This window comes from Deinococcus betulae (assembly GCF_020166395.1).
Taxonomy (GTDB): Bacteria; Deinococcota; Deinococci; order Deinococcales; family Deinococcaceae; genus Deinococcus; species Deinococcus betulae.
This window is the reverse complement of sequence record NZ_JAIQXU010000016.1, coordinates 95,403-119,334: the sequence shown is the minus strand read 5'-3', so window position 1 is coordinate 119,334 and position 23,932 is coordinate 95,403. Positions and strand designations below refer to the sequence as shown.

Genomic DNA, 23,932 nt, shown 5'->3' with positions numbered 1-23,932 from the left:
AATCTTTGATGTGGCGCAGGCCAGTCAAATGGACTGGTCGTATATCTCCCAGATTGAGCGCGGGAAACGGAACGTAGGCATTGATATTTTGGACGCGTTGGCACAGGCTGTCGGCACTTCAGTCATTAATCTCCTAAGCCCATCTGAAGATGAAGTGAGTGGACACGGAAGGTCATAAAGGAGACTGCGCGCCGCCCTGACCTCGGTAGTCAAATGAAGCAACGTGATCGCGGCAGAGGGGAATTCACTGCTGATTTGGCCATCGATGCCTGTTGGCTGGCGAAACTTGATTGGAGGGCGTCCCCGATCAAGCCGTGTGGAGGCGGGCACGATGCACGCGCTTACTGGTCAAGATTGCCCGGGTGCTCGACACCCTGGCCGAGGGACCAGCCGAGCCGGATGAGCGGCGAGCCGACCAGGTCGGCGCTTGATGCGCCGGGCCGTTCTGACCTTCCTGCTGGCCGGGACCGGCGCCGCCTCCGCCGGCTGCGCGGCTGACCTGGGCACCCGCCAGCTCGTGGAACGCACCGCCGCCGCCCACGGCCTTCCCCCCTTCCTCCTCACGGCCCTGGTCGTGCACGAATCGGGCTTCTGCGCCCAGGCCCTCAGCCCCGCAGGCGCTATTGGTTACGGCCAGCTGATGCCTGCCACGGCGCGCACTCTGGGCGTCAATCCGTACGTGCCGCAGGAGAACCTCTGGGGCGCCGCCAAGTACCTCCGGCAGCAGTGGACCACCTTCGCCAACTGGCCCCTGGCCCTGGCCGCCTACAACGCGGGCCCAGGGGCCGTGCGCCGCTTTGGCCGGGTGCCGCCCTACGCCGAGACGCAGGCCTACGTGCGCAAGGTCCTTACGACCTACGCCGCCCTGGTGGGTCAGCACCGCCGCCTTGCTGCCCCGGTCCTGGCCACGGTGCGCCCCGTGGTCTCACCCGCTCCGGTCCGCCCAACCCCGCAGGCCACGGCCCCCACCTCGCCCCTCGCCGCGTCCCGCACCGCCCCAGCGCCCGTGGCCCTGGCGGCCCGTGGTCCGGCGACTGTCCGCACCCGCCCAGCCCCTCCTGAACCCCAGGTCAGGAGTGACCTGCTGGTGTTCCGCGCCGCCACCGTGCGGTAGCCCTTGGCCGCCCGCTGCTCCGTGCATCCTCAGGGCTCGGGTGTGGGCCTGGTGTGGGCCGCCGCGCCCGCCCCAGGCCCTGTTCATCTGTGCCGCCTGAGCCTTCTAGTGCCTGCTGCCGTGCGCGTCCACCCCTCTCCTCTCCCCCCTCCAGGAGCGCCTTATGTTTGTCAAAGACGTCACCTCCCCCTCCGAGTACCAGGCCGCGCTGGCCATCCTGCCCGGCGACATTCGGGAGCTGGTCGAGCCCCGCATTCACCTGGTCGAGGAGATCACCCTGGACCTTGAGCAGCACCTCTCGATCAAGATGGACGGCCTGCGGATCGAGTACCCGCGGACCATCAGCCTGCGGGATTTGAAGTACGTGGAAAACCGGATTGGCGGGAAGTTCCGGGAAGATGGCCGCCTCGGGCTGCCGGGCACCCTGCACCGGGTGTCGGCCGAGTTTGACGGTGAGGATCTGCTGTCCAACATCACCATTCGGGTGGCGCGCGTGATTCAGGGCGCGGCCGAGATTCTGCGGCCGTACATCACGGCGGCCCACGGGATCGCCGTGATTGGCCCGCCGGCCGTCGGCAAGACCACGCTGCTGCGGGACATCGCCCGCATCCGCGCCGAAACCCTGAACCGGGGCCTGTGGGTCATTGACAGCAGCAACGAAATCACCGGGGACGGCGACGTGCCCCACCCCCTGCTGCGCCGCATGCGCCGGGCCAGAGTCGGTGATCCTGATCAGCAGGCCCCGAAGCTGCGGCGGGTGATTCGTAATCACGGTCCCGAAGAGATTCTGATGGACGAGGTGGGCTACAACGGCGACGTGCCCCTGCTGGTGTCCGCCTCGAAAAACGGCCTGCGGGTGATCGCCACCATGCACGGCAAGGTGCTTCTGGACGTCATGGAAAATCCGCCGCTGTTGCCCCTCCTGGGCATCACCATCGACGAGCGCACCGGCGAACCCAAGCGGCGCAGCGCGGCCTGTTTCAGCCTGGCCATCGAGGTGCGTGGCAAGGGGAAATACATGGTGTACGAGAACGTGAATCAAGCGGTGGACGCCATGCTGGCGGGCGAAGACCCGGACGGCCTTCAGGTCGGTCAATGGGCACCACCCCTGCCGCAGCTGCTGGCGGCCAGCTGACCTCACATCGCCCCTGAACAGACCCGCAGCAATGGGCCAACCCCCTCCCGGTTTGGCCCATGTTCCGTGCCTTCCGACCCTCGCGCCGTCAGGATCCCGAGCGGAGGACCACGATGAGTCAACAGCCTGATAAGACCCCCCAAGACCCGGCTGACCCCAGCGCCACACCCGCCCCAGAGGCCGAGCCCACACCCCCCAGCCCAGCGCCGAAAAGCCCCCCGGCCGCGCCTGGCCCAGCGGCGCCCGGAACCAGTACGGCGGGGCGCCGGGGCCAACCTGCGGCCGCTCCACCAGAAGCGGCGCCCCGGTTTCAGCTGCTCAGTGCCCTGCTCAAAGGTATTCCCCCCGAGGAGCTGCACCTCGTGCTGGAGAAGTACCACGACGCCATCAAGCGCGGCACCGTGAAGGCCGTCTCTGCACCCAGCAACCTGACGTTTGAAGTGGAGGTCGTGACGGCCCAGGGCAAGCGGGCCGTGCGCAAAGTGGAAGACGAGATCGTGCTTCCGGATGACGGTTTCCAGGGCTGGTTGGCGCAGGAGCGGCGGGCGTCCCGCCTCGCGGTGCTCAGGGTGACCGGCCGGGTCGAAACCTCCTTGGCCCGCCTCGCCAGTGGTGAAGATGATTTCAAAACCCTGCTGGAGATTCGCAGAGGCCGGCTGCAACAGCCCAAGGCCGAGAAACAGAAAGCAGGCCGCGCCGCGTCTTGACTGGTGCGGCCCACCACGGCAGGGCCAGCGTCCTTTGGCGCTGGCCCTTTTTGGAGAACCTGCGATGACCAACGGTCCCCTGAACGATAAGGACGCACGCCAGTGACGGCCCTGCACGCTGCCCAATGCCCCGCGCGCCATCACGGGCCCCGACACTGAATCTGAGAAGGCCCCAGCAGCGCCGTGAAGCGCCCTTCCGTAGCGCCCCCCAGACTCCGCCGGCACCCGCCTGCCCAGAGCTGACAGGCCTGGCCCAGCGACCGGTCATTCGCCTCTCCCGAGCGGGTCTGAAGCGGCCGAATCAACCCGTCTCTCCAGCGCCTGGTTGCTGTCAGAAGGCCCAGTCCACCAGGCGGCCCGACCTGCGCCCACCAGCCGCGCTGCCCCGCCCTCTCCGGCTCCGTCAGATTGACACTGCCCCCGTTCGGGATCTGGCCTGCAGGCGGCGGCAGAGGGCCTGCGGCAAGGCTCAGTCCGGAGCCCTGACGGACCGCTGGAGACCGCTGAACCCTTCAGATCACTGGGGCCGTCCATGCCCCGTCTGAGCCGCCCGGCGGCCACCCATGCCGAGCGCAAAGGGCTGGCCCTGACCTACCGCCTGGGCGGCCTGACCCCTGACGAAGCGCGGGCCGCGTTCGAGGACGTGGCGGACCTGATGGACCGGGGCTTCCTTCACATCACGTACACCGGCATGGGCGAGTTGATCGTCTTGACTTCACTGGGTCTGCGCGCCATTCCCGACGACGACTTCACGCCCCGTAGCCTGAGCCGGTCGGTCGATCTGGCCTATGAACGGCTCTGCCTGGCGCAGCTGGACTGGCGGGTCCTGGCGCCGGGCATCCGGACGGGTGCCGAGCGCTTCGGGGGGCTGCGGCGCTTCCCACGGGTACAGACCGGCCAGCGGGACGCGTACGTGGTGGCCCGGCTGTCCAGCGGCGGCATCACCTCCGAAGCCATCCACCGCTTGGCCCAGCGGTTTCGCAGCACGCTGGCCGCCACGCAGCATGACCTGGTGATCCTCAGCCCGAGTGCCGTCCGGGGCCGTCAGGCGGCCGAACAGCACCGTGCCAACCTCCGCTTCATCCACTGCCTGCCGCAGACTGAACCGGGTCAACCGGGGCAGCGCGTGTGGACCGGTGAGGAGGTGGGCGACCTGTGGGAAGAGCCGCCTCTTCAGGGGCCAGCCATCACCGCTGTTCAAGCGGCGGAACTGAAAGGGGCCGGCGTCCCGGACCTGACACTGGAGATTTTGCAGCTGGTCCGCCAAGACCGCATCGAGCGGGCCCACGAGGCCCTGGCGTGTGACGGCGTGATGACCGAAGGCCAGCTCAAGCGGCACTTCAAACTGGAGGCCGAAGACCTGCCAGCGGTGCCGTTCGTGCAGGATTTGGCCCGCCCGGTGCACATGCGGCCCAACCTGGAAGTGCCCGTGCGCTTTCTGCTGGCGAGCCGCGCGCTGGGCCAGGCCGAGGTGCCGCACCTGGCTCACCGGGCCGGTGCCGGCGAGCTGCGCCACCAGTACGGCGTGCCCCCCAGTGCGTGCGAGGTGGTGCGCCCAAGCCGGGGGACTGTCCGGCGCCGGGCCGAGGAACCGGACGCGATCTGGCAGCGGGCGGATGGAGGGCGCGTGGCGGTGGAATTCGATACGGGGTCTTACGTGCGCCGTGTGGTGGAAGAGAAGCGCGACAGCTTCCGTCAGCACTTCCAGGGCCTCGTCTGGGGGGTGGTCTCCGAGCGGCGTCAGGCCACGGTGGCCTCCTGGCTGACCCAGCGGGTGGACCTGGCCCAGTGGTGGCGCTGAGCGGGCAGGGAGCGGTCAAACAGGAGGGGGGTCAGCGGGCAGCGCTGGCCCCTCTTGTACGAGGCGTGCAGGCCGCCGGACTGGGGTGGGTGCAGGGCCTTTGGGGCCAGGCCGAGGGCCGGAAGCCCGCTCAAGACCCCCTGTCGGATAAGGGCACTGGCGCTGGAGAGGCGCTGCGGGAACAGCAGTAGCGGGCGAAACGAGCCTCCTGACCCCCCTGTCGAATAAGGGGAACGTCTGTTTTCTTAATGCTCTAAGGGGCCACGCACCCTTCCCGTCCTGTCTGCCTCGCCCCCCAACGGGCCGCACACCCCCCGCTGCACGCCGGCTCCCCCAGAGCCCCCGCGCCAGCCGTCTTCACCCCCCGCGCGCTTGGTGGCCAAACCCACCCGCCCAGCACCCTGAAGAGGTCCCCGTCACCCGGCCCGGTGGTGTTCGCCACTGGAGGTCAGGGAGCGGAACAACACCCCCGGAGGAAGCGCCGGGGGTACAGGGCGGACAAGACAGCCTCGACCCTCAGAGACACTGAGACCAAGTGGGCTGCCCCCAGGAGACCAACATGCGTGGAATGAACCAGTTGACCGTGATCGGCGCCATCACCCGGACCCCCGACCTCCGCTACACCCCCTCCGGCACCGCCGTCCTGGACTACACCGTGTCGGGCGAGCGCCAGGAACTGCGCCAGGGGGAGCTCAAGACCGTGCCCTTCTACCTGCCCATCACCAGTCTGGGCAAAGCCGCTGAAGCCCTGGCTGAGCGCCTGGTGGCCGGGCTGCCCGTCCTGGTGGTCGGGAACCTGGTGCAGGAGCGGTGGGAGACGGCCGAAGGGAAGCGCGCGCGGGTCCTGGGCAAGGCGCTGCGTGTGGAAGAACTGGCGGGCGAGTTCGGGCGGGTTGAGGATGCGGGGGGCGGCGTGCGCCTTCAGGGCGGCTCGGCCCTGGTGGCCCTGGGCGGCAACCTGACCCGCGATCCGGAGCTGCGCTACACCCCCGCAGGCGAGGCCGTCATGGACCTCAGCCTGGCGGTGAACGAGAAGTGGACGGACGGCCACGGCCAGGCGCAGGAGAAGGTGCACTACTTCGAGGTGGTGCTGTGGCGAGAGGCGGCGGAGGCCTTCGTCAAGCAGGAGCCGAAGAAGGGGCAGCCGGTGTACGTGGAGGGCATGCCGCAGTCGTCGACCTGGACCGACCGCGACGGGAACAAGCGCAAGGACACGAAGATCACGGCGACCTCGGTCATCCTGCTCAAGGGGGGTGAGCGGACCGGCGGTGAGCGGGCCTCCTCCCGCCCGGCCCCTGCGGCGCAGCCACCGCGTCAACCGGTGGCCGCCGCGAGTGGCGGTGCCCAGCGCGCCCCAGCACGGTCGGGCGGGCTCGACATTGACCAGGGGAATGACTTCCCACCTAACGAAGAAGACCTGCCGTTCTAAGCTCCGTGCTCCACCCGAAGAGAGGCCCCGCGCCTCTCTTTTTTTTGTGGGGTGAGGGGAAGGAGCGTCACCCGCCGCGGCCGCGTCAGGTGCCCGGGCAGCACGCTGGGTGGAGACGCGCCGCACACCGGCCGGAAAGGGCCGATGCCTCCACCTCGCGCTCACCGAGTCAGGCACGGCAACCGCAGCGGGCGGGGCCGGGTGACGAGAGGGTGCCAGGAAGTCGCGGAAGAGGGAACGGGCAGGCCGTCACTGGCCTGCCCGTTTCGTCATGGGGTGCGGGCCCCTTCCCGCGCCGCGTCCAGGGGAGAACCGTCACCCGCCGCTGAGGGGCGCGGCGGGTGCATGGCAGGCATGACGACCGTACTCATCTGGCTGCTGGTGACCCTGATTTCAAGTGGCGCGATCCTGGTGGCGCTGGACGCCAGCCGCGTGAAGCGAGCGGCCCTGCACGCCCGCCGCTGACCCCCTCTCCCCGGTGCGGCCGGTCCAAGCGCCGCACGGGAGATGAAGCGTCACCCCTGGACCAGGCGCCAGGGGTGCAGGCCGGCCGAGCCCTGGGCGCGAGCACCACGCCCGCACGCCGCCGAGCCGCAGATTGACCGCCGCCCTCAGGGCGGAGCAGGGGCCCTTCGTGGGCCTCTTTTTTTTGAGGGGCCGCCGACCTCCGCCCAGGGGCAAGGGGGGCATTTCACGGCCAGGGTCACCCCCAGCCTTCCAGCGCTGGGGGACCGGGAGGGGCAGCCCAGGCTGCGCGCCCTGAACCGCCAAACGACGCCGCGCGCCCGAGGCTCCACAATTCACGCCACATGTTCGCCCCCGGCCGCCCAGCGCTGGGGGTACTGTGCTGGTATGCCGCCCGGTCACGCAGGAGGAACGGCACCGCGCCAGGCACCCCACCCGGCGCGGTCTCTGGCGGGCATGATCAGCATCCGAATCAGTCAGGGGCGGCGCGGTGGACGCGCCGTCATCGTCACCGTCAGGGCCAGGGGTCACGCCGGCTTTTGCGAAGTCACGGCCACGGCGGTTCACCACCTCTGGTGGGTGGTGCCAGGGGCGGTCTGGGCTGCCGCTGGCCACTGGCGGCAAACCCGGCACGTCTTCCAGGAACGCTGAGACTCTGAAGCAGGCGGCTGAGCAATTGGCCGCCTGTTGTTCTGGGGACCTGACCGGCAGCGGCGCGGCCCGCAGGCGGGCCGGCACCCAGGGTGCGCGGCCCAGGTTCCTGGAGCGCTCATCACCCTGCGGTGACGCCGGGTGCCAGAGAGGTATGAACATTCCCCTGTTTCCTGTGAGCGAGGCGACCGCCCCTGCCGCGCACTCTGGGGTCAGCGCCCCCGTCCAGCCAGGTGTTCTGACCCTGGCCGCAGGCCTGTCAGACCGCGAGCGCGACATGCTGATTCAGGCGGTGCGGCTGGCTGAGGCCATCCGGTTGGGCCTGGACCCGGCGGACTTCAATCCGGCGGCGCCCCTGCCAGCGGGTGCGCGGGAGGCGGCGCGCCGGGCCGAGACCCAGCTGCGCTGCCGGCCGCTGGGCCAGATGAGCGGTCAGCCGCTGGCGCTGGCCGCCGCCAGTGGCACGCTGCTGCTCAGCCGCACCCAGGCGTTTCCCACCCAGTTGACCCAGGCGTTCCGGCAGGCCGTCGACAAAGTGTTTGGCCAACTTCACCTGGATCGGCTGTCCGCGTAAAGACACTCATAGTTCTTAGACTTGCACATATACCCTCGCGGTCATGAAGCTGCTGCCTCTGCTGCTCGTCCTGTCCGCCTCGTTCGCCTCGGCCCACGCCCCCAACAAACAGATCGTCACGATGGGGAATGACATCATCATCATTCAGCCCATCGTGGCGCCCGGCGGGCACCCTGTTCGCCTGGAGGGCAACGACACCATCGGCGTCACCCCCTGAGCGCTGCCCCCGCACCGGGCCCCCGACTGAAGCTTGGTCGGGGGCCCGGTGCGTTGTGGGCGTGACGTCACCCCGGCCCGCGCTGGCGCGCGGCGCTCGCCGGGGTGCTGGGCGGGCATGACGGCACCCTTGTCCCTCTCGCCCCTGGCCGAGACGCTGCTGGCCCGTTTGCCCCTGCCCACCCGGCTGCAGGTGCAGTCGGCGTTCGCCCGGTTTACGCCCGAGCAGCTCGCCGTCATGAACGCCGTGATGACCACGGGCGACAACCTGGTGGTGGAGAGCACGGCGGGCAGTGGCAAGAGCACGCTGCTCAAGACCATGGCGGTGGTGCTGCCCCGGCGGCGGCCGGTCGGGGCCTTCGCCTTCAACGGCAGCATCTCGGAGGAGATCCGGGAGGTCATGCCCGAAGACGTGATCTGCTCCACGCTCCACGCCCACGGGCGCAGCCTGCTGGAAGCCCACCGGGGCCGCATTGACCTCGTGCCCCACAAGCGGCGCAACCTGGCGCAGGCGTACCTGGCCGGGCTGGGGCTGGGCGAACCGAAGGTGCTGCGCAACCTCACCCGGCTGCTGGAGTTGACCCTGATCCACCTGGCGGCGCCGGACGAACTGCCGGCCCTCATCAGCGCGCACGGCCTGAGTTTTCCAGACGGCTTCGACGCGCCGGCGGCCATTCGGACGGTGCAGGCGAGCGCCCTGCAGGCCTACCGGGACAAGGGCCAGATCGATTACACCGACATGCTGTACCTGCCGATCAAGTTGAAGTGTGGCGCCGGCAGCCTGGGGGTCCAGCTGATCGACGAGGCGCAGGACCTGACGCGCCTGCAGCACCGGCTGGTCAAGCACCTGGCCGGCGAGACGGGGCGGGTCATTCTGGTGGGCGATTCCGAGCAGGCCATCTACGGCTTTTCCGGCGCCGACGTCCAGGGGCTGGAGCGCGCCGAAGCCCTCTTCGGGGCCCGGCGGCTGCGCCTGACGTTCACGTGGCGCTGCCCCAAGCGGCACGTCGCCCTGGCCCGGCAGTTCTCCGACCACATCCAGGCCCCGGACAGCGCGGCCGAGGGTGAGGTGCAGCGGGTGACGGAAGACGAGGTGCCTGGCCTCACGCAGCCGGGCGACCTGATTGTGTGCCGGTCGAACGGCCCCCTGGTGCAGCTGGCGCTGCGGCTGGCCGAAACGGGGCAGGCCGTCAAGATGCTGGGGCATGACCTGGACAAGGAGCTGGGCCGGCACCTGACCGACGCCTTCCGGGTGCCCTTCCAGGTCGCGGACATTGAAGAGCGGCTGACGGCCCGCGGCGAGCACCTGATGCGCGCCCACGCCCGGACCGGTCTGGGCGGCGCCCACCTGCGCCGGGCGGTCGAGCGGGACACGGACCAGCTGGCCTGCTGCGCGGCCCTGGCGGTCCGGGCGGCGCAGGACGCCGAGCGGGCCGGGCGCGCCGCGACGGCCGCCGAAGTGGTGGCGCTGGCCAAGAGCCTGATGAACCGGGCCGACGGCGCCGTGCGGCTGTGCACGGTCCACAAGAGCAAAGGGCTCGAGGCCCGGCGCGTGATCATCCTCCACCCGGAAGCGCTGATGGGCACGGGCGGCGACGAGCGCGAGGAGCGGGCGGTCTGCTTCGTGGCGCACACCCGCGCCCGGGACACCCTCATCCTCGCGGCGCGCGGCTAAGCCAGGAGGAACGTCACCCTGGCCCCCTGGGGGCCGGGGGTGCTGGGCGGGCCTATGAACCTGCGTGCCCTCTTCCAGCGTCGCCCGCCGCCCACCCTGCCCCGGCCGGACGTGCTGAGCGCTCTGCCCTACCAGGCGGCCCATGACCTGGCCTGCGGCCGTGACCCAGCGCAGGAACGGGCGCGGCGCCAGGCGGAGAAAGCGGGCTTGCCGGTGCGCTACCGCCCCGCTGACCCAGTCGCAGGTGCAGCGTACGACGCTTCTCGGCGGGCCCCACCTGCCCGTGCCACGCCCGCCCGTGCGGTTCAGGAAGCGCCGCCCGTGTTTTGTCTGGACTTCGGCGCCGCCGTGGAGGCGGGCGGGGTGCCGGGCGCCGCTGTGCCTGGACCTGCCCTGCCGGCCGCGCTGGCGTACGACGAGGACTGCATTCCGGATCATGTCCTGGAAGTCGACGAGGTTCAGACGGGGGTCTATGCCGCTGCGCCTGGACCCGTCCTGTCAGCCGCCACGGCGCCTGAACCGGTCTTGCTGACCGCTGTGGCGTACGACGAGGACCGCATTCCGGATCACGTCCTGGAAGAGGAGGCGGGGCGGCCAGCGGCGGAGGCCGAGGCCTTTGAAGCCCCGGCCCTGCTCGGCAGCGAAGAAGCCCTGATGGCCATCTTGTCGGCGGAGCTGCGCGGGGCGGTGGGCCGGGCGGCCACGCGGGCCCGCACCACCCCGCTGCACGGCGCGGCGTAGGGCCGGGAAAACGGACACCCGCAGGCACCCCACCTGCGGGTGCAGGGCCGGCACGCAGGCGAGGCACGCCGGCAGGCGCCATCACGGCCGCCCCCGGCGCCCTCAATTCCGTCTCGCCTTGCGCTGACCACACGGTCAAAAGGAGCCGTTCTATGCGCCATCACCTGCCCCTGCTGCTGATCCTGTCCTCTTCCGTTGCCCAGGCGGGCAATGACCTCCCCATCATCGTGGCCAGTCCCGACCTCACGCCCAGTCAACTCGCCGCGGCGGCCGCCGTCTCTGGCGCCAGTGTTCGCCCAATGGGCAACGACCTGCCGATCATCGTCGCGTCGAAGTAAGCGCGCCCCCCATGCCCTGAAGAGACCCCGCCCGCCGTCACGGGCGACCCAGGAGGCCTTATGCACAACACCAATCACGTATCCCTGGTCGGGGCACTGGTGCGTCCGCCCAGCTTCCAGGTCACTGGCACGGGCACCAGCCTGTTCGAATGCACGCTCGCCGGTGAGCGGCAGGTCCACGACGAACGGGGCCAGCTGCGCATGAAGCCCTGGTACCTGCGGACCTTCGCGCTGGGCCGCCTGGCCGAGGTGCTCAACAACCGCCGCTACTCACCGGGGACCGTGCTCTACGCCCCAGGCTGCCTGGATTACTCGTCGTTCGACAAGGCGGAGGACGGGCGCAAGGGCAGCACCACCCGGGTCAAGCTGGACCAGCTGGAGGTTGCCGAGGTGCCGTGGGCGGTCGACGCCCTGGAGAATGGCTTTCGGCTGAAGGGGGGTGTCAACCAGGCCGAGCTGAGCGGCAACCTGACCCGCGACGCGGCGCGGCGCGAGACCGCCAGTGGCCTACTGGTCCGGGCCACCCTCGGCGTGACGACGGCCCGCCCAGGTCGTGACGCCCGCCCGGGCTATTTCGACGTGAAGGGCTGGCGGGGCGCGGCCGTCCCCCTGGACGGGTTGGGCAAAGGGTCAGGCCTGATCGTCAAAGGTGCGGTCATGAGCGAGCAGTACCCCGATCCGCAGGACGCCAGCCGGTCACGGACGGCGGTGTACCTGGAGGTGGAACGCGCGCTTCTGCTGGCCAGCCGCTGACCACAAGCGTCTCACTTGGGGCACCCTGCATCTGCAGGGTGCCCTTTCTTGCTGGCGGGCAGAACGACACCCGAACGGAGAGGGCGCCGTTCGGGTGCTGGGCGGGCATGAAGAATCCGTACAAGGCGGCGCAGCACGCCGATGGGCGCGAAGAGGCGCAGGCGCGGGTCCGGGAGTCGCTGCTCCAGATGCACTTCGAAGCCCAGGGCGAGCCGTGGGCCCAGGCCCGCGAACATGCCCGGCAGGCCGCGCAGGCCCCGGCGCCCGCACGCCGCCGGGCACCGGGGGTGACGTATCAGCACTGAGTTGTTGCCGGCGCGCATTCATTATCTGGAGCGGCTCAGCCACGACATCGAGCAGGTGGACGCGTGGACCGCGCATCAGCTCAGCCACCTGGGCCCACTGATCGCGTCGGCCCAGTCCGACGCGGAGCTGCTGCTCTACGTCCACTGCCTGCGCTTCTTGCTGCCGCCCGCCACCCTGCACTGAAGGCGGGGAGCACCGACACCGCTGGGCGCCAGGGGCCCACGGTGCGGGGCGGGCATGACCCTACCGATGTCCAGCCCGCCCCACGCCCTGGCCCGCCTGACCTTCGGCGAGCCTATCCCCGGCATGTCCCCCGTGGAGCCGCCCTACACGCCGGCCCAGCCGCAGCCTGCCTATCAAGCGGCCCTGAGTCACCTGGAGCGCTACCGGCAGGCGCGCGTGGCGGCGGCGGCCGATCAGGGGGCCTGGGAGGACGTGGACCGGTGGGCGGCGGCGCGGGTCATCCCGACGCTGGTGGACGGCGGCCCAGGCGGCCGTTCAGCCACTGTGCCGGGCCTGCTGCTGGAGCTGCTCTGGGATGACCAGTCGGTCACTGCCCGCATCGTGGCGGCCACGCCGGACGGCGACCTGTGGCCGGAAGACGTCACGCTGCTGCGGCGGGCGGGGGCGGGCCCAGGGTTCGTGGCGTTTGCGCCCGTGGTGTACGCGCGCTGACGGGCGGCGGGAGAACGGTCACCCCGGGCGGAACCCCGCCGCCCGAGGTGCAGGGCCGGCATGACCCCGATCACCGCCGCGCCCGACCGGCCCCACGTGGGCTTCATCCGGATCCTGATTCTGCCGGGCCTCCTGCTGTGGCCCATCGCCGCGGCGCTCAGGACCGTCACCCTGGACGCCGAGCAGCAGGTGCTGGTGCTGCTCGGCCTGTCGCTGGCCTGCCGCTGGCTCAACCGGCGCCTGGGGGCCACCTGGAGCCTGCTGGCGGCGGGGCTGGCGGCGCTGAACGGCGGCGCCGCCACCACGCACGGCGCCGCCCTTCTGGACGCCCTGGTCTGGTACCTGGCCGCGCTGAGCCTGAGTCTGGCGCTGGTGGGGGACCGGCCCGGCCAACCCCCGCGCCAGTAGGGTCTGGGCCATGAACCCATCCCTGAGGGCGCTGAACGGTCAAGGCTTTGCCCTGTCGGCAGCGGGAGCAGGACCAACCGTCGTGGCGGCGCACGTGCAGGCCCGCCACGCCCTGGGCCTGCTGGTGGTCAGCCAGGGCGCCGTGGCCACCCTGCTGCGGCCTGAGCAGGTGGCCCTGGCCATTCTCGCCGGGCCGGGCACGCCCCTGCACCTGCTGGACCAGGCGCACCACGACGCGGGACTGGTCAGCCTGGACGCGGGGGTGCGCCTCTGGCGCGGGCGTGCCTGGCTCGACCTGCCGCAGGGCGTGGACGAGGTGAGAATGCTCCTGGCGGCCGCGGCCGGTCAGTCAGCGGCGCCGCTGGCCGGTGTCCTGGCCAGCCTCAGATCCATCTGTGGGCCGGTGTCGACCCGCGAACTGGACCAGAAGGCTGAGCGGCGTCCCGATTTCTGGCTGCACTGATGTTGTCTGGATCGACCCTCAGGCGGGCGGCGTCACACTCAGGATGACGCCGCCCCCTTGCTTGTTGGTTTTCAGGGTGCCGGCCGCTTCCATGACCCGCAGCTGCGCGGTCAGAGGGGAGACGGCCACATTGAGTTCCGCCGCGAGGACTTCGGTGGACCAGAAAGGGGTGCGCTGGAGGCAGCGCTCAATCCGGGCCGCCAGGGCGCGGAAGCCGGGCAGCGGCTCCTGCGCGGCCGCCAGTTGCTGCTGAACCCAGCGGCTCAGGCCGTCCTGCGTGACAAAGGCGCTGCCCATGACGCGGCCTGGCCGCAGCTGAATCAGCACGAGCCGCTGCTCTTCCAGGTGGGCCAGGACCGGCTCCAGGTCGGCCCGGGGGCAGTCCACCATGGCCGCCAGATCGTCCACCTCGACGAGGGGCGGCGCGTCATGCATAAAGACGCGCGCCAGTGCCAGCGCCCGCCAGGCTTCCTGCTCCAACTCCATGGTCACAGCCTCCCTCATCCCGTCTCGACTCACCACTCCCTCACCCCTCAACCGTGTTTGGCGCACACTCTACCTGTTCTGACCCTCGCGCCTCCACGCTGTTGCCATGTGCGCCCTGTCTGCTCCTCTCCCTGCGGCGGCGCGGGACCCTGGTCTGGACGGCGCCCGTGGCCTGGCCGCGCTGGCCGTGGTCCTCAGCCACATCGCCGCACTGACCTACGTGCCCTGGGGCCCGCGGGCCCCGACGCCTGCTGAATTTGCCCTCTGGCACCTGGGGGCGCCGGCCGTCGACCTGTTCTTCGTGCTCAGTGGATTTGTGGTCGCCCGGAGTCTGGTGCGCCGCCCGCAGGTGGGGGCCTACCTGCAGCGCCGCTGGGCCCGGCTGGCCCCCGTGGCCTACGCCGCCGTCGGCCTGGGGCTCCTGGCGCGGCAGGCCGCACAGGCCGCGCCGCCGGGCTTCAGCCTGCTGGTCACCGATCATCTGCGCCAGGCGCTGAGCCCCCAGGACCTCTGGGGGGCGCTGACGCTCAGCCTGCCCGCCCTGGACGCCAACCGCCTGAACCCGCCGCTCTGGACGCTCGTGGTCGAGGTGCAGGCGGCGCTGCTCATGCCGCTCCTGACCAAAGCCGCCCGGTGGCCCTGGACGCTGGCCCTGCTCCTCCCCTGCGCGGTCTCGGCGGCGCTGCACGGCTGGACCCAGGCGCTGTACCTCCCGCTGTTCCTGCTGGGGGCCGTGCTGGCCCGCCGCGCCTGGCGCCTCCCCCAATGGGCGGCCCTGCCGGGCCTCCTGCTGGGTCTCGGGGTGCTGCTGCAGCGGCACGTCACGGGAAGTGACGACCCCTTCGTCCGGTACCTCACGGCCCCCGGGGCCGCGCTGGTGGTGCTGGCCCTGACGAGCGGCGCCGCGGGGCGCCTGTTGGCCGCCCCCGCCGCGCAGTGGTTGGGGCGCGTGAGTTACAGCCTGTACGCGAGCCACTTTCCGCTGCTGCTGACCGGCGCGGTGCTGGGCAGCCGCCTGGGGTGGCCGCCGGCCGTAGGCGCGGTCCTGGCCCTGCCGGGCTGCGCCCTTGCCGCCCTGCTGATTCACCGCTACCTTGAGCAGCCCATGGTGCGCCGCCTGTCTCCATCCTCTCCTGTTCCTGCCCAGACGGTGGCCTGAGGGATGCCGAGTGGGCGCATCCATACCCTCATCAATGCTGGGGTCATGACTGCTGGCGCGGCCGCCGCCGGGCTGCTGGGCGTGCCGCTCACCAGTCCAGAGGCGCTGGCGGTGTTCACCGGGGTCTTCTGCGGCACCGTGCTCATTACGCCGGACCTCGATATGGCCCACGTGCGCGTCGACGCCCAGCGCGCCTGGGGCCCGCTGGGGTGGCTCTGGTGGCCGCTGCTGAGCGTCAGCAAACACCGGGGGGTGAGCCACACCTGGGTGCGGGGGCCCCTGATTCGCCTGGGCTACATCGGGACCGTGCTGGGCCTGCTGGCGCTGCTGGTGAGGGTGCTCTGGGAGGCTGCCGGTGGGGCCTGGCCGCCGCTGACCGTGCCGGCCGACCTGCGCCGCCCTGGGGTGCTGGCGGCGGCCGGCGCCGGGTACTGGGCGGCGCAGGCCCTGCATCTGGTGGCCGACCGCATTCCTCTGACCTGGACACGGCTGTAGGGCCGGGAGAAACGACACCCGCCGCGCGGCGGCCGGGTGCGGCGCGGCCATGCCCCGAACGGTTCTGCTAGCCCCCGACGTGACGCTCAGCGTGAAGCCCGCCCTGCTGGAAAACCAGGATCTTCACCTCACCCTGCCCGGCACGCCCGCCGCGCCCTTCCGGCTGGCCTGCCAGATCCGGGGCGACGCCGTGCAGCCGCTCGCGCTAACCCGGCGCAGCGCCAGCGGCGCGCTCCAATCGGCCCGGCCAGGCACAGACATTCAGCGGGCGCTGCGCCAGGGCGCCGACGTGGTGGTCTTTGAAGGCGACCATGAGGCGGCGGCGTTCACGGTGCGGGCGGTCCACCTGCACGTGCAGCCGGACAAGGTGGGGGCCACCCGGGGGCTGGCCGAGTCGCGCTCACCGGCGCTGCTCGGGCGCCTGTCCCGGATGCTGCTGTGCCTGCTGGACCAGGTGCTGCCGCCGGCGGGCACCCCCGTGACCCTGAGCAGCGGCGAGACCCTGGCGGTCCACCACGCGCAGGGGGGCGGCCTGCTGGCCGACCACACCTCGCTTGTGCTGACGGTGGTCGTGGGCGCGGACGAACAGGCGCAGGGTGGGGTGGACGCCCAGCAGGCGGCGCAGTTGGCGCAGGCCCTGTGGCAAGACCAGCCGTTTGAAGGCGAGGACACCGACGCGGACGACACCGGCGCGCGGGTGCTGTTTGATCCGGCTTGCCAGACCCTCCGGGCCGAGGTGTGGGGCGACGGGGTGGACCTGCGGCTGACCGAGACCGACCGGCTCCAGGTGGCCCGCGCCGTGTGGGGGGCGCTGACGAGCCCGGCGGTGCTGGCCGAGCGCCTGGGCAGCGCGGCCGCCTGAGGCCGGAGCGACACCCCAGCCCCGGCTGGGGACCGGAGGCGGGCATGACCCATGACCCCAAGACGAAACCGGGCCGCCTCGAGCGGCAAGTGCTCCAGGCCCTGGTCGATGCCGGCGGCACGAGCGACACCGCGCAGCTGCACCCCCTCCTGAAGGTGCGCAAATCCGACATTCTGCGCGTGCTGAACCTGGCACTTGCGCGGGGGTACGTCGTCCGGGGCGATCACCCCGACCGCTTCACCTACGGGCGGCCACGGTTCAACTTCACCCTGACCGACGCGGGCCGGGCGCGGCTGCGTGATCCGGAGGCGGCGGCCCCGGTTGAAGAGGGCCGTGGGCCGTGAGGATCGGTCACCCGCCCCTGGGCGGTAGGTGGCGGGGCCGGCATGACCCCCAACTGCCGCCAGACTGTCGTGGCTCTGCCAGCTCAGATTCGCCGGGAATGACGTCACCGCTGGCGTCGGCCAGCGGAGCGGGGCCGGCATGACCCTTTTGCTGCCCCTTCCCGAAGGCCACTACGTTCAGGGCGACTGGGACCTGGACGTGTCCGCGCCCGGCGCCCACCAGACTTTCACGCTGTCGTCGGCCCAGACCTATCCCGAGGCGGTGGGCGAGGCCTGTGCCCGGCAGTTTGTCGTGGACCCCCTCACCCGCCGCCTGGTCTGGGCGGGCTGAGCGGGGGCGCACCGACACCCGGCGGGAAGGGCGCCCGCCGGGTGCAGGCCAGGCATGGCGACCACCTTCCACTGCCGGCCCCGCCTCCTGTGCCCCGATCTGGCGGAGGCGTACGGCCTGCTGAACGATCAGTGCCTCAACCGGCAGGTGCACGGCGTGCCTGGGGCGTACAGCGGCCCCCTGCAGGGCGCGGTCGTGAGCCGCCCCGGAGAGGCCGGTGTCCCGTTGCCGGATGGGCCGGTGACCGGCGCGGCCCTACGCCAGCTGCTGGCCAGCGGCCAGGACGTGCTGCTGGTGCGGGGTGACGTGGACCTGGTAAGCGGGGGCATTCAGGTGCGGGATATCGCCCTGGTGATCGGCGACGATCAGCGGTGGTGGGACGCCACCGCGCGTCAGGACGCGGCCGACGCAGGGGTGCTGGCCCGCATCCGGCACCTGACGGCGCAGGTCACGGCTGTGGGTGCCTGGTGAGGCGGAGCGGGGCGGAAACCCTCCGCACTGACCTCGCGTATCTGCGGCATGCGTCTCCCCCTGCCTGGTCCGGATCCTGCTCTACCACTGATTCCCGACGTGCGCCACACGCTGTTTCACGCCGACCCCCGAACGGACTGGCGGTTTCACCGCGTCATGGCGCTCATGGGGGCCATGGCGGTTGGTGCCGCCGCGTTGTCGCTGGTGCTCCCTGATCCTGCTGGGACGCCGGTGATGTCGGCGTTCGCGGTGCTCACCGTCGCGATTGGTCGCACCGTTGGTCGCAGCACGCAGCTGACGTGGAACCGGAACACTGGCGGACCAGCGCCGAGCATGGCCGAGCTGCTGTTGGGATTGCTGATGGGCCTGCCGGCGCTCTGGGCGGTGTACCTCGCCCTGATCGGGGCGCTGTACAACACATGGATGACGGGCAACTGGCGGTTCGTGGTGGGCGCGCTCGCCGTGGCCTGGGCGCACTACGCCGTTCAGGTGGCCACGGGGTACTGGGCTTGGCGGCGCGGCGCGGCCACCCGCCCCTAAGTTCCCGGTGCCCCATCACCCGCACCCAGGCGCGGGTGATGCTGTGGGCATGACGTCCACCCCTGACCATCCCGCCGCGGCTGGCGTAACGAACATCCGGCCCGCCGGCCCGGACCACCAGGTCGTGGAAGTGCACGGCCGGGCCCGCCACCCACACCGGCCCTCGCCCTGCCGCACCTGCCCCTGGCGGGTGGACGCCACCGGCGAGTTTCCGGCTGAAGCCTTCCGCCACAGCGCCCCGACCGCGTACGACATGAGTGACCGCGTGTTCGCCTGCCACGTGGCCGGCGCGGCCCGGCCCCGGCCGTGTGCGGGCTTCCTGCTGCGCGGGGCCGACCACAACCTCGCCGCGCGCCTGATGCACCTCCGGGGCGACGTGGGGCCGCTTAGCGACGGCGGTCACGCCCTGCATGACTCCTACCGGGCCATGGCGGTGGCCAACGGCGTTGACCCGGACGACCCGGTCCTCGTCCCCTGCCGGCCTTGAGATGGGCTGGACGTTCGGTGGGTCCAGCCCTCTGCTCAGGAGACCGCCGTACGACACACCTGGGGAGCGGCCCCCAAGTGCCGCACGTACCGGGAGCCCAGGGCGAAACGACACACCGGCAGCACCGCGCCGCCGGCGTGCGGGGCGGGCATGGCCCACCGGACGCCCCTGACCGAGAACCCCGCCCAGCTGCGTGACGCCGTCACCCGGCTCAGCGACCACCTCGACCTCGCGCAGATCGACACGCGTGAGGTCACGGCCCTCCTGCGCGCCGGCGCCCTGCGGGAAGCCGCTGAAGTGGCCTGCGACGCTGCCCGGCACCTCCCCGGCGTTCAGGACCTGCGGCTGGAGACCGCCACCTTGGCCGCCATCGCTTTTGTCCTGCACCGGTCTCCGGCCCTGCAGGCGTGAGCCGCCGTCCACCTCGCCGGGTGCCCCGCCTGGCCCCGCCCGCTAGGCTGGGGCCGGGGGCACCTCTCCCCCATCCGCAAGGAGCGCCATGACCAACGATGCCCTGATCCCCACGCGGCCCACCCACATCATTCTCTTTCGCTACCTGATGCCTGGAAACGTCCGTCTGCTGACCGAGGTGCTTCAGGCCCAGCCCCTGCCAGGCCCCAGTGCCCGCAGCAGCCGCGCTGTGCTGAGCACCGCCAGTGGCGTGCAGGCGCAGGTCTACCGTTCGCTGGGGGTGGCCACCGCCACCCTAGACGCCCGGCAGGTCAGTGAATTACAGGTTCTGGGCGATGTGCTGGCCATCTTCCCCAATCAGGAGCGCCGCATCCCTGAAGGGCCAGAGCTCCAGGCCACCCAGGTGAACGCCGTGCCCACCGAGGACACCTTCGCGCAGATCGGCCTCCAGTCCGGGGGCGACGCCCCCACCGGCCGAGGGGTCAAGGTGGCGGTGCTGGACACAGGGGTGGACCTGTCTCATCCCGATCTGACCGTGCTGCCGGGCAACGCCGTGAGTTTTGTCGCGAGTGAACCCACGGCGGACGATCTCCACGGGCACGGCACCCACTGCGCCGGCGTCGTTGCCGGGAGTGCCACGCCCGCCAGCGGCCGGCGGTACGGCGTGGCCCCGGACGTGACGCTCCTGGTGGCCAAGGTGCTGGACGCCTCTGGATTCGGCACCGATGACCAGATCATTGACGCGATTGACTGGGCGGTGGATCAGGGGGCCGAGATCCTCTCGATGAGCCTGGGCTCGGTTCGCGGGGCGGGTGTGCCGTATAACGCGCCCTATGAACTGATCGCCCGCCGCCTGCTCGACCAGGGCGTCCTGATGGTGGCGGCCACCGGCAATGACAGTCACCGGCCGACCTGGACCGCACCGGTGCAGGATCCGGCGGCCTGTCCGTCCATTCTGGGGGTGGCGGCCGTGGACCACCGCGACCGGGTGGCCTCCTTTTCCTGCGGCAACGTGGACGGGATTGGGGCGGTGGACCTGGCGGCGCCGGGGGTGGGCATCCTGAGTGCCTGGCCCGGCGGGGGCGTGCACCGGATCAGTGGCACCAGCATGGCGACGCCGCATGTGGCGGGGGTGGCGGCCCTGTATGCCGAGCGGAACCCCGCCCTGAGCGGCCGGGCGCTCTGGTCGGCGCTGACGGGCCGCGCCCGCGCCGTGCCCGGTCTGGCCCCGGCAGATGTGGGGGCGGGGATCGTCCAGGCGCCTTGACAGTCGGCTCACAGTACAGAATGCGGGGGCGCGTACACTGCCTCCAGGAGGCCTCTTGCCATGCAGATGCACATTTCCTTGAAACTGGACGCCCAGGAAGCGGAACGTGGGGCCCCAGCGCTGCTGCAGCAGCTGGAAGAGGCTGGGGTGCAGCAGATTGACGCCAAACACCTGCGCCGCTTTCACCTGATTTCGGCGGCGGTGCCCCCCGAACGGGTGGACAGCGTGCGGGCGTTGCCTGAGGTGTTGGACGTGACGCCCGTCGGCATCGTCAAAGCCATCTGAGCGCCCCGGGGCCCGCACGGCCGCGTCAGGGCCCCGCTGGGTCTGAAGGCCCAGGGGGCCCTATCTTCGTGTGCACCTGTCACCTGCTCGGGGGGGTGCACGGCTGGTGCGGCAGGCGTCATAGATTGAGGCGGTCTGGTCCTGCTTGAGGCTGCTGGAACAGTGCTGCCCCTAGGAAGGTTAAAGGTAAAGGGCCTGGTCCTGCTGTGCGGCCGTCTCCAGGCCCATCTGGCGCTTCACCCCTCGATCACGACAGAGCTTGTTCAGGAGGGTTGCAAAGGGACGCTCCTGGCCGCGGTGCACCCACAAGAAGACCCTGAACGCTCTCCCCTCATCTTCATCCGCCTGCCCTAGCATGACCGGCACGCCGCGCTACGGGTCGTCCTTGATCTGGCATAGGCCGCCTTCCCGCTGGCCCGAGTCACGACCCCGCCGGATTACCAGTGGCCCGCGCAGCTCGCGGCGGCAGAGCTGTCCTACTTTCTCGTAGATGACCTTGAGGTCACGGTGACCCGGCGGCAGGTTCAGCAGGCGCGGGCGGAGGGCTATGAGGGTAGTGATCCCTGACTGCTGTCCCAGGAAGTCGCTCAGGCCCAGTCGGCCTTGACGGCGGCGCAGGTCACCCGCCTGGGTGGCCCCTGGGCCCACGCCCTGTCGCTGACACAGGCGCTGGCCCGGCGAACCGCCGCGTTCAAGATCCACCGCCACTGCGCGGCGCGTCACCCGAGGCTGGGTCTGTGGGTGCCGCCCCTGTTCAGCTGCTGCTTTTCGCCCCACCCTGATATGGCGGCCGCACTCGGGGACGCGCTCAATGACAGCTATCACCTGGCCATGCAGACGGGGGACTTCGGGATTACCGCCGCCTACGACCTGAGAACGGTTACCGGCCGCGACGCGACCTTTCAGCTCATCGGCCAGGCCGACGACCTTCGTCTCGCGATCTTGGCCATTGGGGACGCCCTGCTCGCTGCCGGTGCGGACGTGGCCCCCTGATGCTGCGCGCGACTTTGGGGCTCCAGTTCGTGGGGCTCTGTTCCCCTGGGCAGCTCAAAACGGCCCTGCGAATAGGCGTCCCTCCAATGTCTGCCACCACTGACCAGTTTGAAGATGCGGGCCGACTGCTGGCGGTCGTGCGCGCACCGCTCAATCAGCCGCAGCCGGTGTATCACGCTGGACCTCTCCCAGAGGCCCGCCGGCAAGCGTACCTGGCTCTGGGCCAAGCGCTGCAGCAGGCCTGTGCCCCCATCTTGCATGTGGCCACCCTCCAGACCATGCGTGACCAACTGTTCTTTATGGGCGAGAGCCGTGAGGGTGCAGGTGAAGAGGCCAACGACCACATTGACCGGCTGTGGGCTCTGTATGAACAGGAGCGCGCGGCGGCGCTGCCTCAGGTGCTGACCCGCCGGGAGCAGCGCGCGCAGCGCTGCATCGCCGAGATTGCGGCCTTAACGGCGCCCTTGCAGGTGCACTTGGAAGGGTGGGACCACTACTGCGATGACTACAGCGAGCATTACCACTCGTTCGCGGTGCTCTCGCCTGCTGCGACCCCTGAGGAGCAGGCGGCTGTGGACGAACTGATCGGAGAGTACCAGCAGATGCTGCACATCATGGGTGAAGACCCGCATCCGCTGGCGGTCTATCTCCTCTCTGACCGCACTGAGCGCGCCCTGTACCGGCACGCGGAGCGCGTCACCCCCCGCGTCGTGTCGCTGTGCCGGCGTGCCCTGCACGACCTGGTTTTACTCTCAACTGGAGACGACTGGGTCTCTGGACTACCCGGTAGTCCAGGCCTCTAGAGCAGAGCCATAGGGCAGGGGACGTTTCATCCGCCTGAGGGCACTGGCTCCGCATTCGGTTTGGACTACCCGGTAGTCCAGCCCCTGGCTGCACCGTCTGTGCCAATCTCACACTCTAATCGCCGTCATCCTCCGCCCGGTGGCCTTGTGGAGAAGTCGCCAGCCATCAGGGTGAAGGACAGGCCCTGGCACAAGCGTTCACGCCGTTTTTCCCTAAACCACTAGCCACACCGGAATGGAATAGGCACGGGGCCGCAGCAACACACGCCCTGAACCCGTCCGCCTGTTGGCCGGGCAGCGGCCAGGTGGCCATAAGCCTGCCGGCAGGTCCCGAACCGCGCCGCGATGGCCGCGCGGCCGCCCACTAAGCCCTGTTCACTGACCACCCGCCGCACCGCCGCTGAACAGGACTCTCCTCCGAACAGTGCAGCGTGCGCACAGCGGAATCCTTTGAGAGGCGAGAGCCAGCGCTGATAGAGGTCGATAGATCCCAAGGCCACGGCGTTCAGGGTGTTCATACCTGACGTTAGGCTGCGCCGTGGGTGTCAGTGTTCTACCTTGATGAAGACGCCGCTGAAGTTACTGAGTGTACGGACCCAACGGCTCAATTGTTCATGACACCCGCGTTTCAAATTGGGTTGGACTACCGGGTAGTCCAGTGTTGGACCGCCCCCAACTGGCCGATCTGGGATCGGCCCAGCGCCCAGCATGTTGCAAGGTCCCCTGCCGCCCGTCATGCGTGCCAATTCACGTCTCCCCGGCCCTTCGGCCGCCCTGAGGGCGCGCGCCTGGGACGGCTACACCTGTCAGGCCCCCTTCACCGCCCTACACCCCCAGCGTGACGATGGGGTGGTGGCCGCCCTCACCACGGAGCCCATCGAACTCAACCTAACGCGCGCAGTGCGTCGCCTGCACGCCCTGTCGCCTGGTCTGGCCGCCTGGACTTTGCAGGAACTCCACGCCGCCTTCTCCCTCACCTGCCTGCTCGCCACCCCCCAGTGGGCCGCCGCCCTGATTCCGGTCCTGTACCGGCAGTCCCCTCAGGGCCGGCGCACCCTGTTCCGGATCCGGCATCCCGAGCACCGCCGGGCGCGGGCGCGCTTCACCGAAGTCGCCATTCACCATGAAGGGTACGTGACCACCGCCTCGCCCCGGCTCAGCTGGGGCCGCTGGCTGACCGACTCGCCCTGGCCGGTGCGTGACCCTCTTCCCTGCGCCGTTCTGGCCTATCAGTGGCCTGACCTGGCCGCCGCGCTCAGGGAGGCGCTGGCCGACCGGCCACCCGAAGGGGTGACGCCGATCACGGCGCCTTACCCCGCCCTGCACCTGCAGTACTGGCCCGGCGACGGCGAGGACGCGCCCACCCTCACCAACGAGCTGCTGGAACACCTCACCCAGACCTGGCGGCACCACGACGGCACCTTCGCGGTGCTCAACACCCGGCACGCGGGCCGGGCCCGCGCCTACCAGCGGGTCTGGCGGCGTCACCAGACCCTTGTCGGCGATGTGGTGAGGCTCCTGCGGTCTCCGTGACCCGAGTGGCCGGG

35 protein-coding genes are annotated in these 23,932 nt (G+C 70.5%); 32 read left to right on the top strand and 3 right to left on the bottom strand.

The window, feature by feature from the left end:
* Positions 1-10: 10 nt before the first annotated feature.
* The 18 genes from K7W42_RS23280 (at position 11) to K7W42_RS13110 (ending at position 13,451) form a co-directional block, all read left to right on the top strand.
* The gene (locus K7W42_RS23280) at positions 11-178 is read left to right on the top strand and encodes a helix-turn-helix domain-containing protein (protein ID WP_224575245.1); all 168 of its coding nucleotides are present in this window, start codon (positions 11-13) and stop codon (positions 176-178) included.
* A 252-nt stretch (positions 179-430) separates the two neighbouring features.
* Positions 431-1,114, top strand: a complete 684-nt coding sequence (locus K7W42_RS13195) for a lytic transglycosylase domain-containing protein (protein WP_224575239.1) — start codon at positions 431-433, stop codon at positions 1,112-1,114.
* 163 nt (positions 1,115-1,277) lie between these two features.
* Positions 1,278-2,249: an AAA ATPase domain-containing protein gene (locus K7W42_RS13190; RefSeq protein ID WP_224575237.1), complete on the top strand. Its 972-nt coding sequence runs from the start codon at positions 1,278-1,280 to the stop codon at positions 2,247-2,249.
* Positions 2,250-2,362: 113 nt separating this feature from the next.
* A complete protein-coding gene (locus tag K7W42_RS23125) occupies positions 2,363-2,956 on the top strand; it encodes a hypothetical protein (protein WP_304524150.1) in 594 nt (197 codons plus the stop codon).
* 532 nt (positions 2,957-3,488) lie between these two features.
* The gene (locus K7W42_RS13180; protein WP_224575235.1) at positions 3,489-4,757 is read left to right on the top strand and encodes a hypothetical protein; all 1,269 of its coding nucleotides are present in this window, start codon (positions 3,489-3,491) and stop codon (positions 4,755-4,757) included.
* 559 nt (positions 4,758-5,316) lie between these two features.
* Entirely contained in the window at positions 5,317-6,186 is an 870-nt protein-coding gene (gene ssb / locus K7W42_RS13170) for a single-stranded DNA-binding protein (RefSeq protein WP_224575233.1), read from the top strand.
* A 921-nt stretch (positions 6,187-7,107) separates the two neighbouring features.
* Positions 7,108-7,302, top strand: coding sequence for a hydrogenase expression/formation protein (locus K7W42_RS13165; RefSeq protein WP_224575232.1), 195 nt, complete (start codon positions 7,108-7,110; stop codon positions 7,300-7,302).
* Positions 7,303-7,456: 154 nt separating this feature from the next.
* Positions 7,457-7,876: a hypothetical protein gene (locus K7W42_RS13160; RefSeq protein WP_224575231.1), complete on the top strand. Its 420-nt coding sequence runs from the start codon at positions 7,457-7,459 to the stop codon at positions 7,874-7,876.
* A gap of 43 nt (positions 7,877-7,919) precedes the next feature.
* The gene (locus tag K7W42_RS13155) at positions 7,920-8,093 is read left to right on the top strand and encodes a hypothetical protein (RefSeq protein ID WP_224575229.1); all 174 of its coding nucleotides are present in this window, start codon (positions 7,920-7,922) and stop codon (positions 8,091-8,093) included.
* Between the two features lie 117 nt (positions 8,094-8,210).
* Positions 8,211-9,767 carry a UvrD-helicase domain-containing protein gene (locus K7W42_RS13150; RefSeq protein ID WP_224575228.1) on the top strand — a complete coding sequence of 519 codons (1,557 nt, stop codon included), beginning with the start codon at positions 8,211-8,213 and terminating at the stop codon, positions 9,765-9,767.
* A gap of 54 nt (positions 9,768-9,821) precedes the next feature.
* A complete protein-coding gene (locus K7W42_RS13145; protein WP_224575227.1) occupies positions 9,822-10,508 on the top strand; it encodes a hypothetical protein in 687 nt (228 codons plus the stop codon).
* A 152-nt stretch (positions 10,509-10,660) separates the two neighbouring features.
* Positions 10,661-10,846, top strand: coding sequence for a hypothetical protein (locus K7W42_RS13140; protein WP_224575226.1), 186 nt, complete (start codon positions 10,661-10,663; stop codon positions 10,844-10,846).
* A 60-nt stretch (positions 10,847-10,906) separates the two neighbouring features.
* Entirely contained in the window at positions 10,907-11,599 is a 693-nt protein-coding gene (locus tag K7W42_RS13135) for a single-stranded DNA-binding protein (protein ID WP_224575225.1), read from the top strand.
* A gap of 107 nt (positions 11,600-11,706) precedes the next feature.
* A complete protein-coding gene (locus K7W42_RS13130) occupies positions 11,707-11,904 on the top strand; it encodes a hypothetical protein (RefSeq protein ID WP_224575224.1) in 198 nt (65 codons plus the stop codon).
* A 4-nt stretch (positions 11,905-11,908) separates the two neighbouring features.
* Complete coding sequence (locus K7W42_RS13125) at positions 11,909-12,088, top strand: hypothetical protein (RefSeq protein ID WP_224575223.1); 180 nt, start codon at positions 11,909-11,911, stop codon at positions 12,086-12,088.
* A gap of 54 nt (positions 12,089-12,142) precedes the next feature.
* Entirely contained in the window at positions 12,143-12,580 is a 438-nt protein-coding gene (locus tag K7W42_RS13120) for a hypothetical protein (RefSeq protein WP_224575222.1), read from the top strand.
* 60 nt (positions 12,581-12,640) lie between these two features.
* On the top strand, positions 12,641-12,988 hold the full coding sequence (locus K7W42_RS13115; protein WP_224575221.1) for a hypothetical protein: 348 nt from the start codon (positions 12,641-12,643) through the stop codon (positions 12,986-12,988).
* A 10-nt stretch (positions 12,989-12,998) separates the two neighbouring features.
* On the top strand, positions 12,999-13,451 hold the full coding sequence (locus tag K7W42_RS13110) for a hypothetical protein (RefSeq protein WP_224575220.1): 453 nt from the start codon (positions 12,999-13,001) through the stop codon (positions 13,449-13,451).
* An 18-nt stretch (positions 13,452-13,469) separates the two neighbouring features.
* Here K7W42_RS13110 and K7W42_RS13105 read toward each other — a convergent pair whose 3' ends face one another.
* The gene (locus K7W42_RS13105) at positions 13,470-13,943 is read right to left on the bottom strand and encodes a hypothetical protein (RefSeq protein WP_224575219.1); all 474 of its coding nucleotides are present in this window, start codon (positions 13,941-13,943) and stop codon (positions 13,470-13,472) included.
* A gap of 100 nt (positions 13,944-14,043) precedes the next feature.
* On the opposite strand from K7W42_RS13105, the gene K7W42_RS13100 reads away from it, so the two are divergent.
* The 11 genes from K7W42_RS13100 to K7W42_RS13050 all read left to right on the top strand — a co-directional run bounded on the left by K7W42_RS13100 (position 14,044) and on the right by K7W42_RS13050 (position 20,589).
* Positions 14,044-15,096, top strand: coding sequence for an acyltransferase family protein (locus tag K7W42_RS13100; RefSeq protein WP_224575218.1), 1,053 nt, complete (start codon positions 14,044-14,046; stop codon positions 15,094-15,096).
* 3 nt (positions 15,097-15,099) lie between these two features.
* Positions 15,100-15,591: a DUF2227 family putative metal-binding protein gene (locus K7W42_RS13095; RefSeq protein ID WP_224575217.1), complete on the top strand. Its 492-nt coding sequence runs from the start codon at positions 15,100-15,102 to the stop codon at positions 15,589-15,591.
* Positions 15,592-15,640: 49 nt separating this feature from the next.
* Positions 15,641-16,453 (top strand): hypothetical protein, encoded by an 813-nt coding sequence (locus K7W42_RS13090; protein WP_224575215.1) that lies wholly within the window; start codon positions 15,641-15,643, stop codon positions 16,451-16,453.
* 44 nt (positions 16,454-16,497) lie between these two features.
* Complete coding sequence (locus K7W42_RS13085; RefSeq protein WP_224575213.1) at positions 16,498-16,797, top strand: hypothetical protein; 300 nt, start codon at positions 16,498-16,500, stop codon at positions 16,795-16,797.
* 139 nt (positions 16,798-16,936) lie between these two features.
* Positions 16,937-17,128, top strand: a complete 192-nt coding sequence (locus K7W42_RS13080; RefSeq protein ID WP_224575212.1) for a hypothetical protein — start codon at positions 16,937-16,939, stop codon at positions 17,126-17,128.
* 54 nt (positions 17,129-17,182) lie between these two features.
* The gene (locus K7W42_RS13075; protein WP_224575210.1) at positions 17,183-17,599 is read left to right on the top strand and encodes a hypothetical protein; all 417 of its coding nucleotides are present in this window, start codon (positions 17,183-17,185) and stop codon (positions 17,597-17,599) included.
* A gap of 48 nt (positions 17,600-17,647) precedes the next feature.
* Positions 17,648-18,139, top strand: coding sequence for a hypothetical protein (locus tag K7W42_RS13070; protein WP_224575208.1), 492 nt, complete (start codon positions 17,648-17,650; stop codon positions 18,137-18,139).
* Positions 18,140-18,188: 49 nt separating this feature from the next.
* Positions 18,189-18,626 (top strand): DUF6283 family protein, encoded by a 438-nt coding sequence (locus tag K7W42_RS13065; RefSeq protein ID WP_224575206.1) that lies wholly within the window; start codon positions 18,189-18,191, stop codon positions 18,624-18,626.
* A gap of 150 nt (positions 18,627-18,776) precedes the next feature.
* Positions 18,777-19,037, top strand: coding sequence for a hypothetical protein (locus K7W42_RS13060; RefSeq protein WP_224575204.1), 261 nt, complete (start codon positions 18,777-18,779; stop codon positions 19,035-19,037).
* An 88-nt stretch (positions 19,038-19,125) separates the two neighbouring features.
* Positions 19,126-20,304, top strand: a complete 1,179-nt coding sequence (locus tag K7W42_RS13055) for a S8 family peptidase (protein WP_224575202.1) — start codon at positions 19,126-19,128, stop codon at positions 20,302-20,304.
* A gap of 60 nt (positions 20,305-20,364) precedes the next feature.
* The gene (locus K7W42_RS13050) at positions 20,365-20,589 is read left to right on the top strand and encodes a hypothetical protein (protein WP_224575200.1); all 225 of its coding nucleotides are present in this window, start codon (positions 20,365-20,367) and stop codon (positions 20,587-20,589) included.
* A 372-nt stretch (positions 20,590-20,961) separates the two neighbouring features.
* On the opposite strand, the gene K7W42_RS13045 is transcribed toward K7W42_RS13050, so the two are convergent.
* On the bottom strand, positions 20,962-21,312 hold the full coding sequence (locus K7W42_RS13045) for a hypothetical protein (protein WP_224575198.1): 351 nt from the start codon (positions 21,310-21,312) through the stop codon (positions 20,962-20,964).
* A gap of 18 nt (positions 21,313-21,330) precedes the next feature.
* Here K7W42_RS13045 and K7W42_RS13040 point away from each other — a divergent pair, with 18 nt between their 5' ends.
* On the top strand, positions 21,331-21,582 hold the full coding sequence (locus tag K7W42_RS13040) for a hypothetical protein (protein WP_224575196.1): 252 nt from the start codon (positions 21,331-21,333) through the stop codon (positions 21,580-21,582).
* An 86-nt stretch (positions 21,583-21,668) separates the two neighbouring features.
* Positions 21,669-22,385, top strand: coding sequence for a hypothetical protein (locus K7W42_RS13035; RefSeq protein ID WP_224575195.1), 717 nt, complete (start codon positions 21,669-21,671; stop codon positions 22,383-22,385).
* A gap of 221 nt (positions 22,386-22,606) precedes the next feature.
* Here K7W42_RS13035 and yidD read toward each other — a convergent pair whose 3' ends face one another.
* The gene (gene yidD, locus K7W42_RS13030; protein WP_224575193.1) at positions 22,607-22,903 is read right to left on the bottom strand and encodes a membrane protein insertion efficiency factor YidD; all 297 of its coding nucleotides are present in this window, start codon (positions 22,901-22,903) and stop codon (positions 22,607-22,609) included.
* A 217-nt stretch (positions 22,904-23,120) separates the two neighbouring features.
* On the opposite strand from yidD, the gene K7W42_RS13025 reads away from it, so the two are divergent.
* Positions 23,121-23,918: a hypothetical protein gene (locus K7W42_RS13025; protein WP_224575191.1), complete on the top strand. Its 798-nt coding sequence runs from the start codon at positions 23,121-23,123 to the stop codon at positions 23,916-23,918.
* Positions 23,919-23,932: the final 14 nt, after the last annotated feature.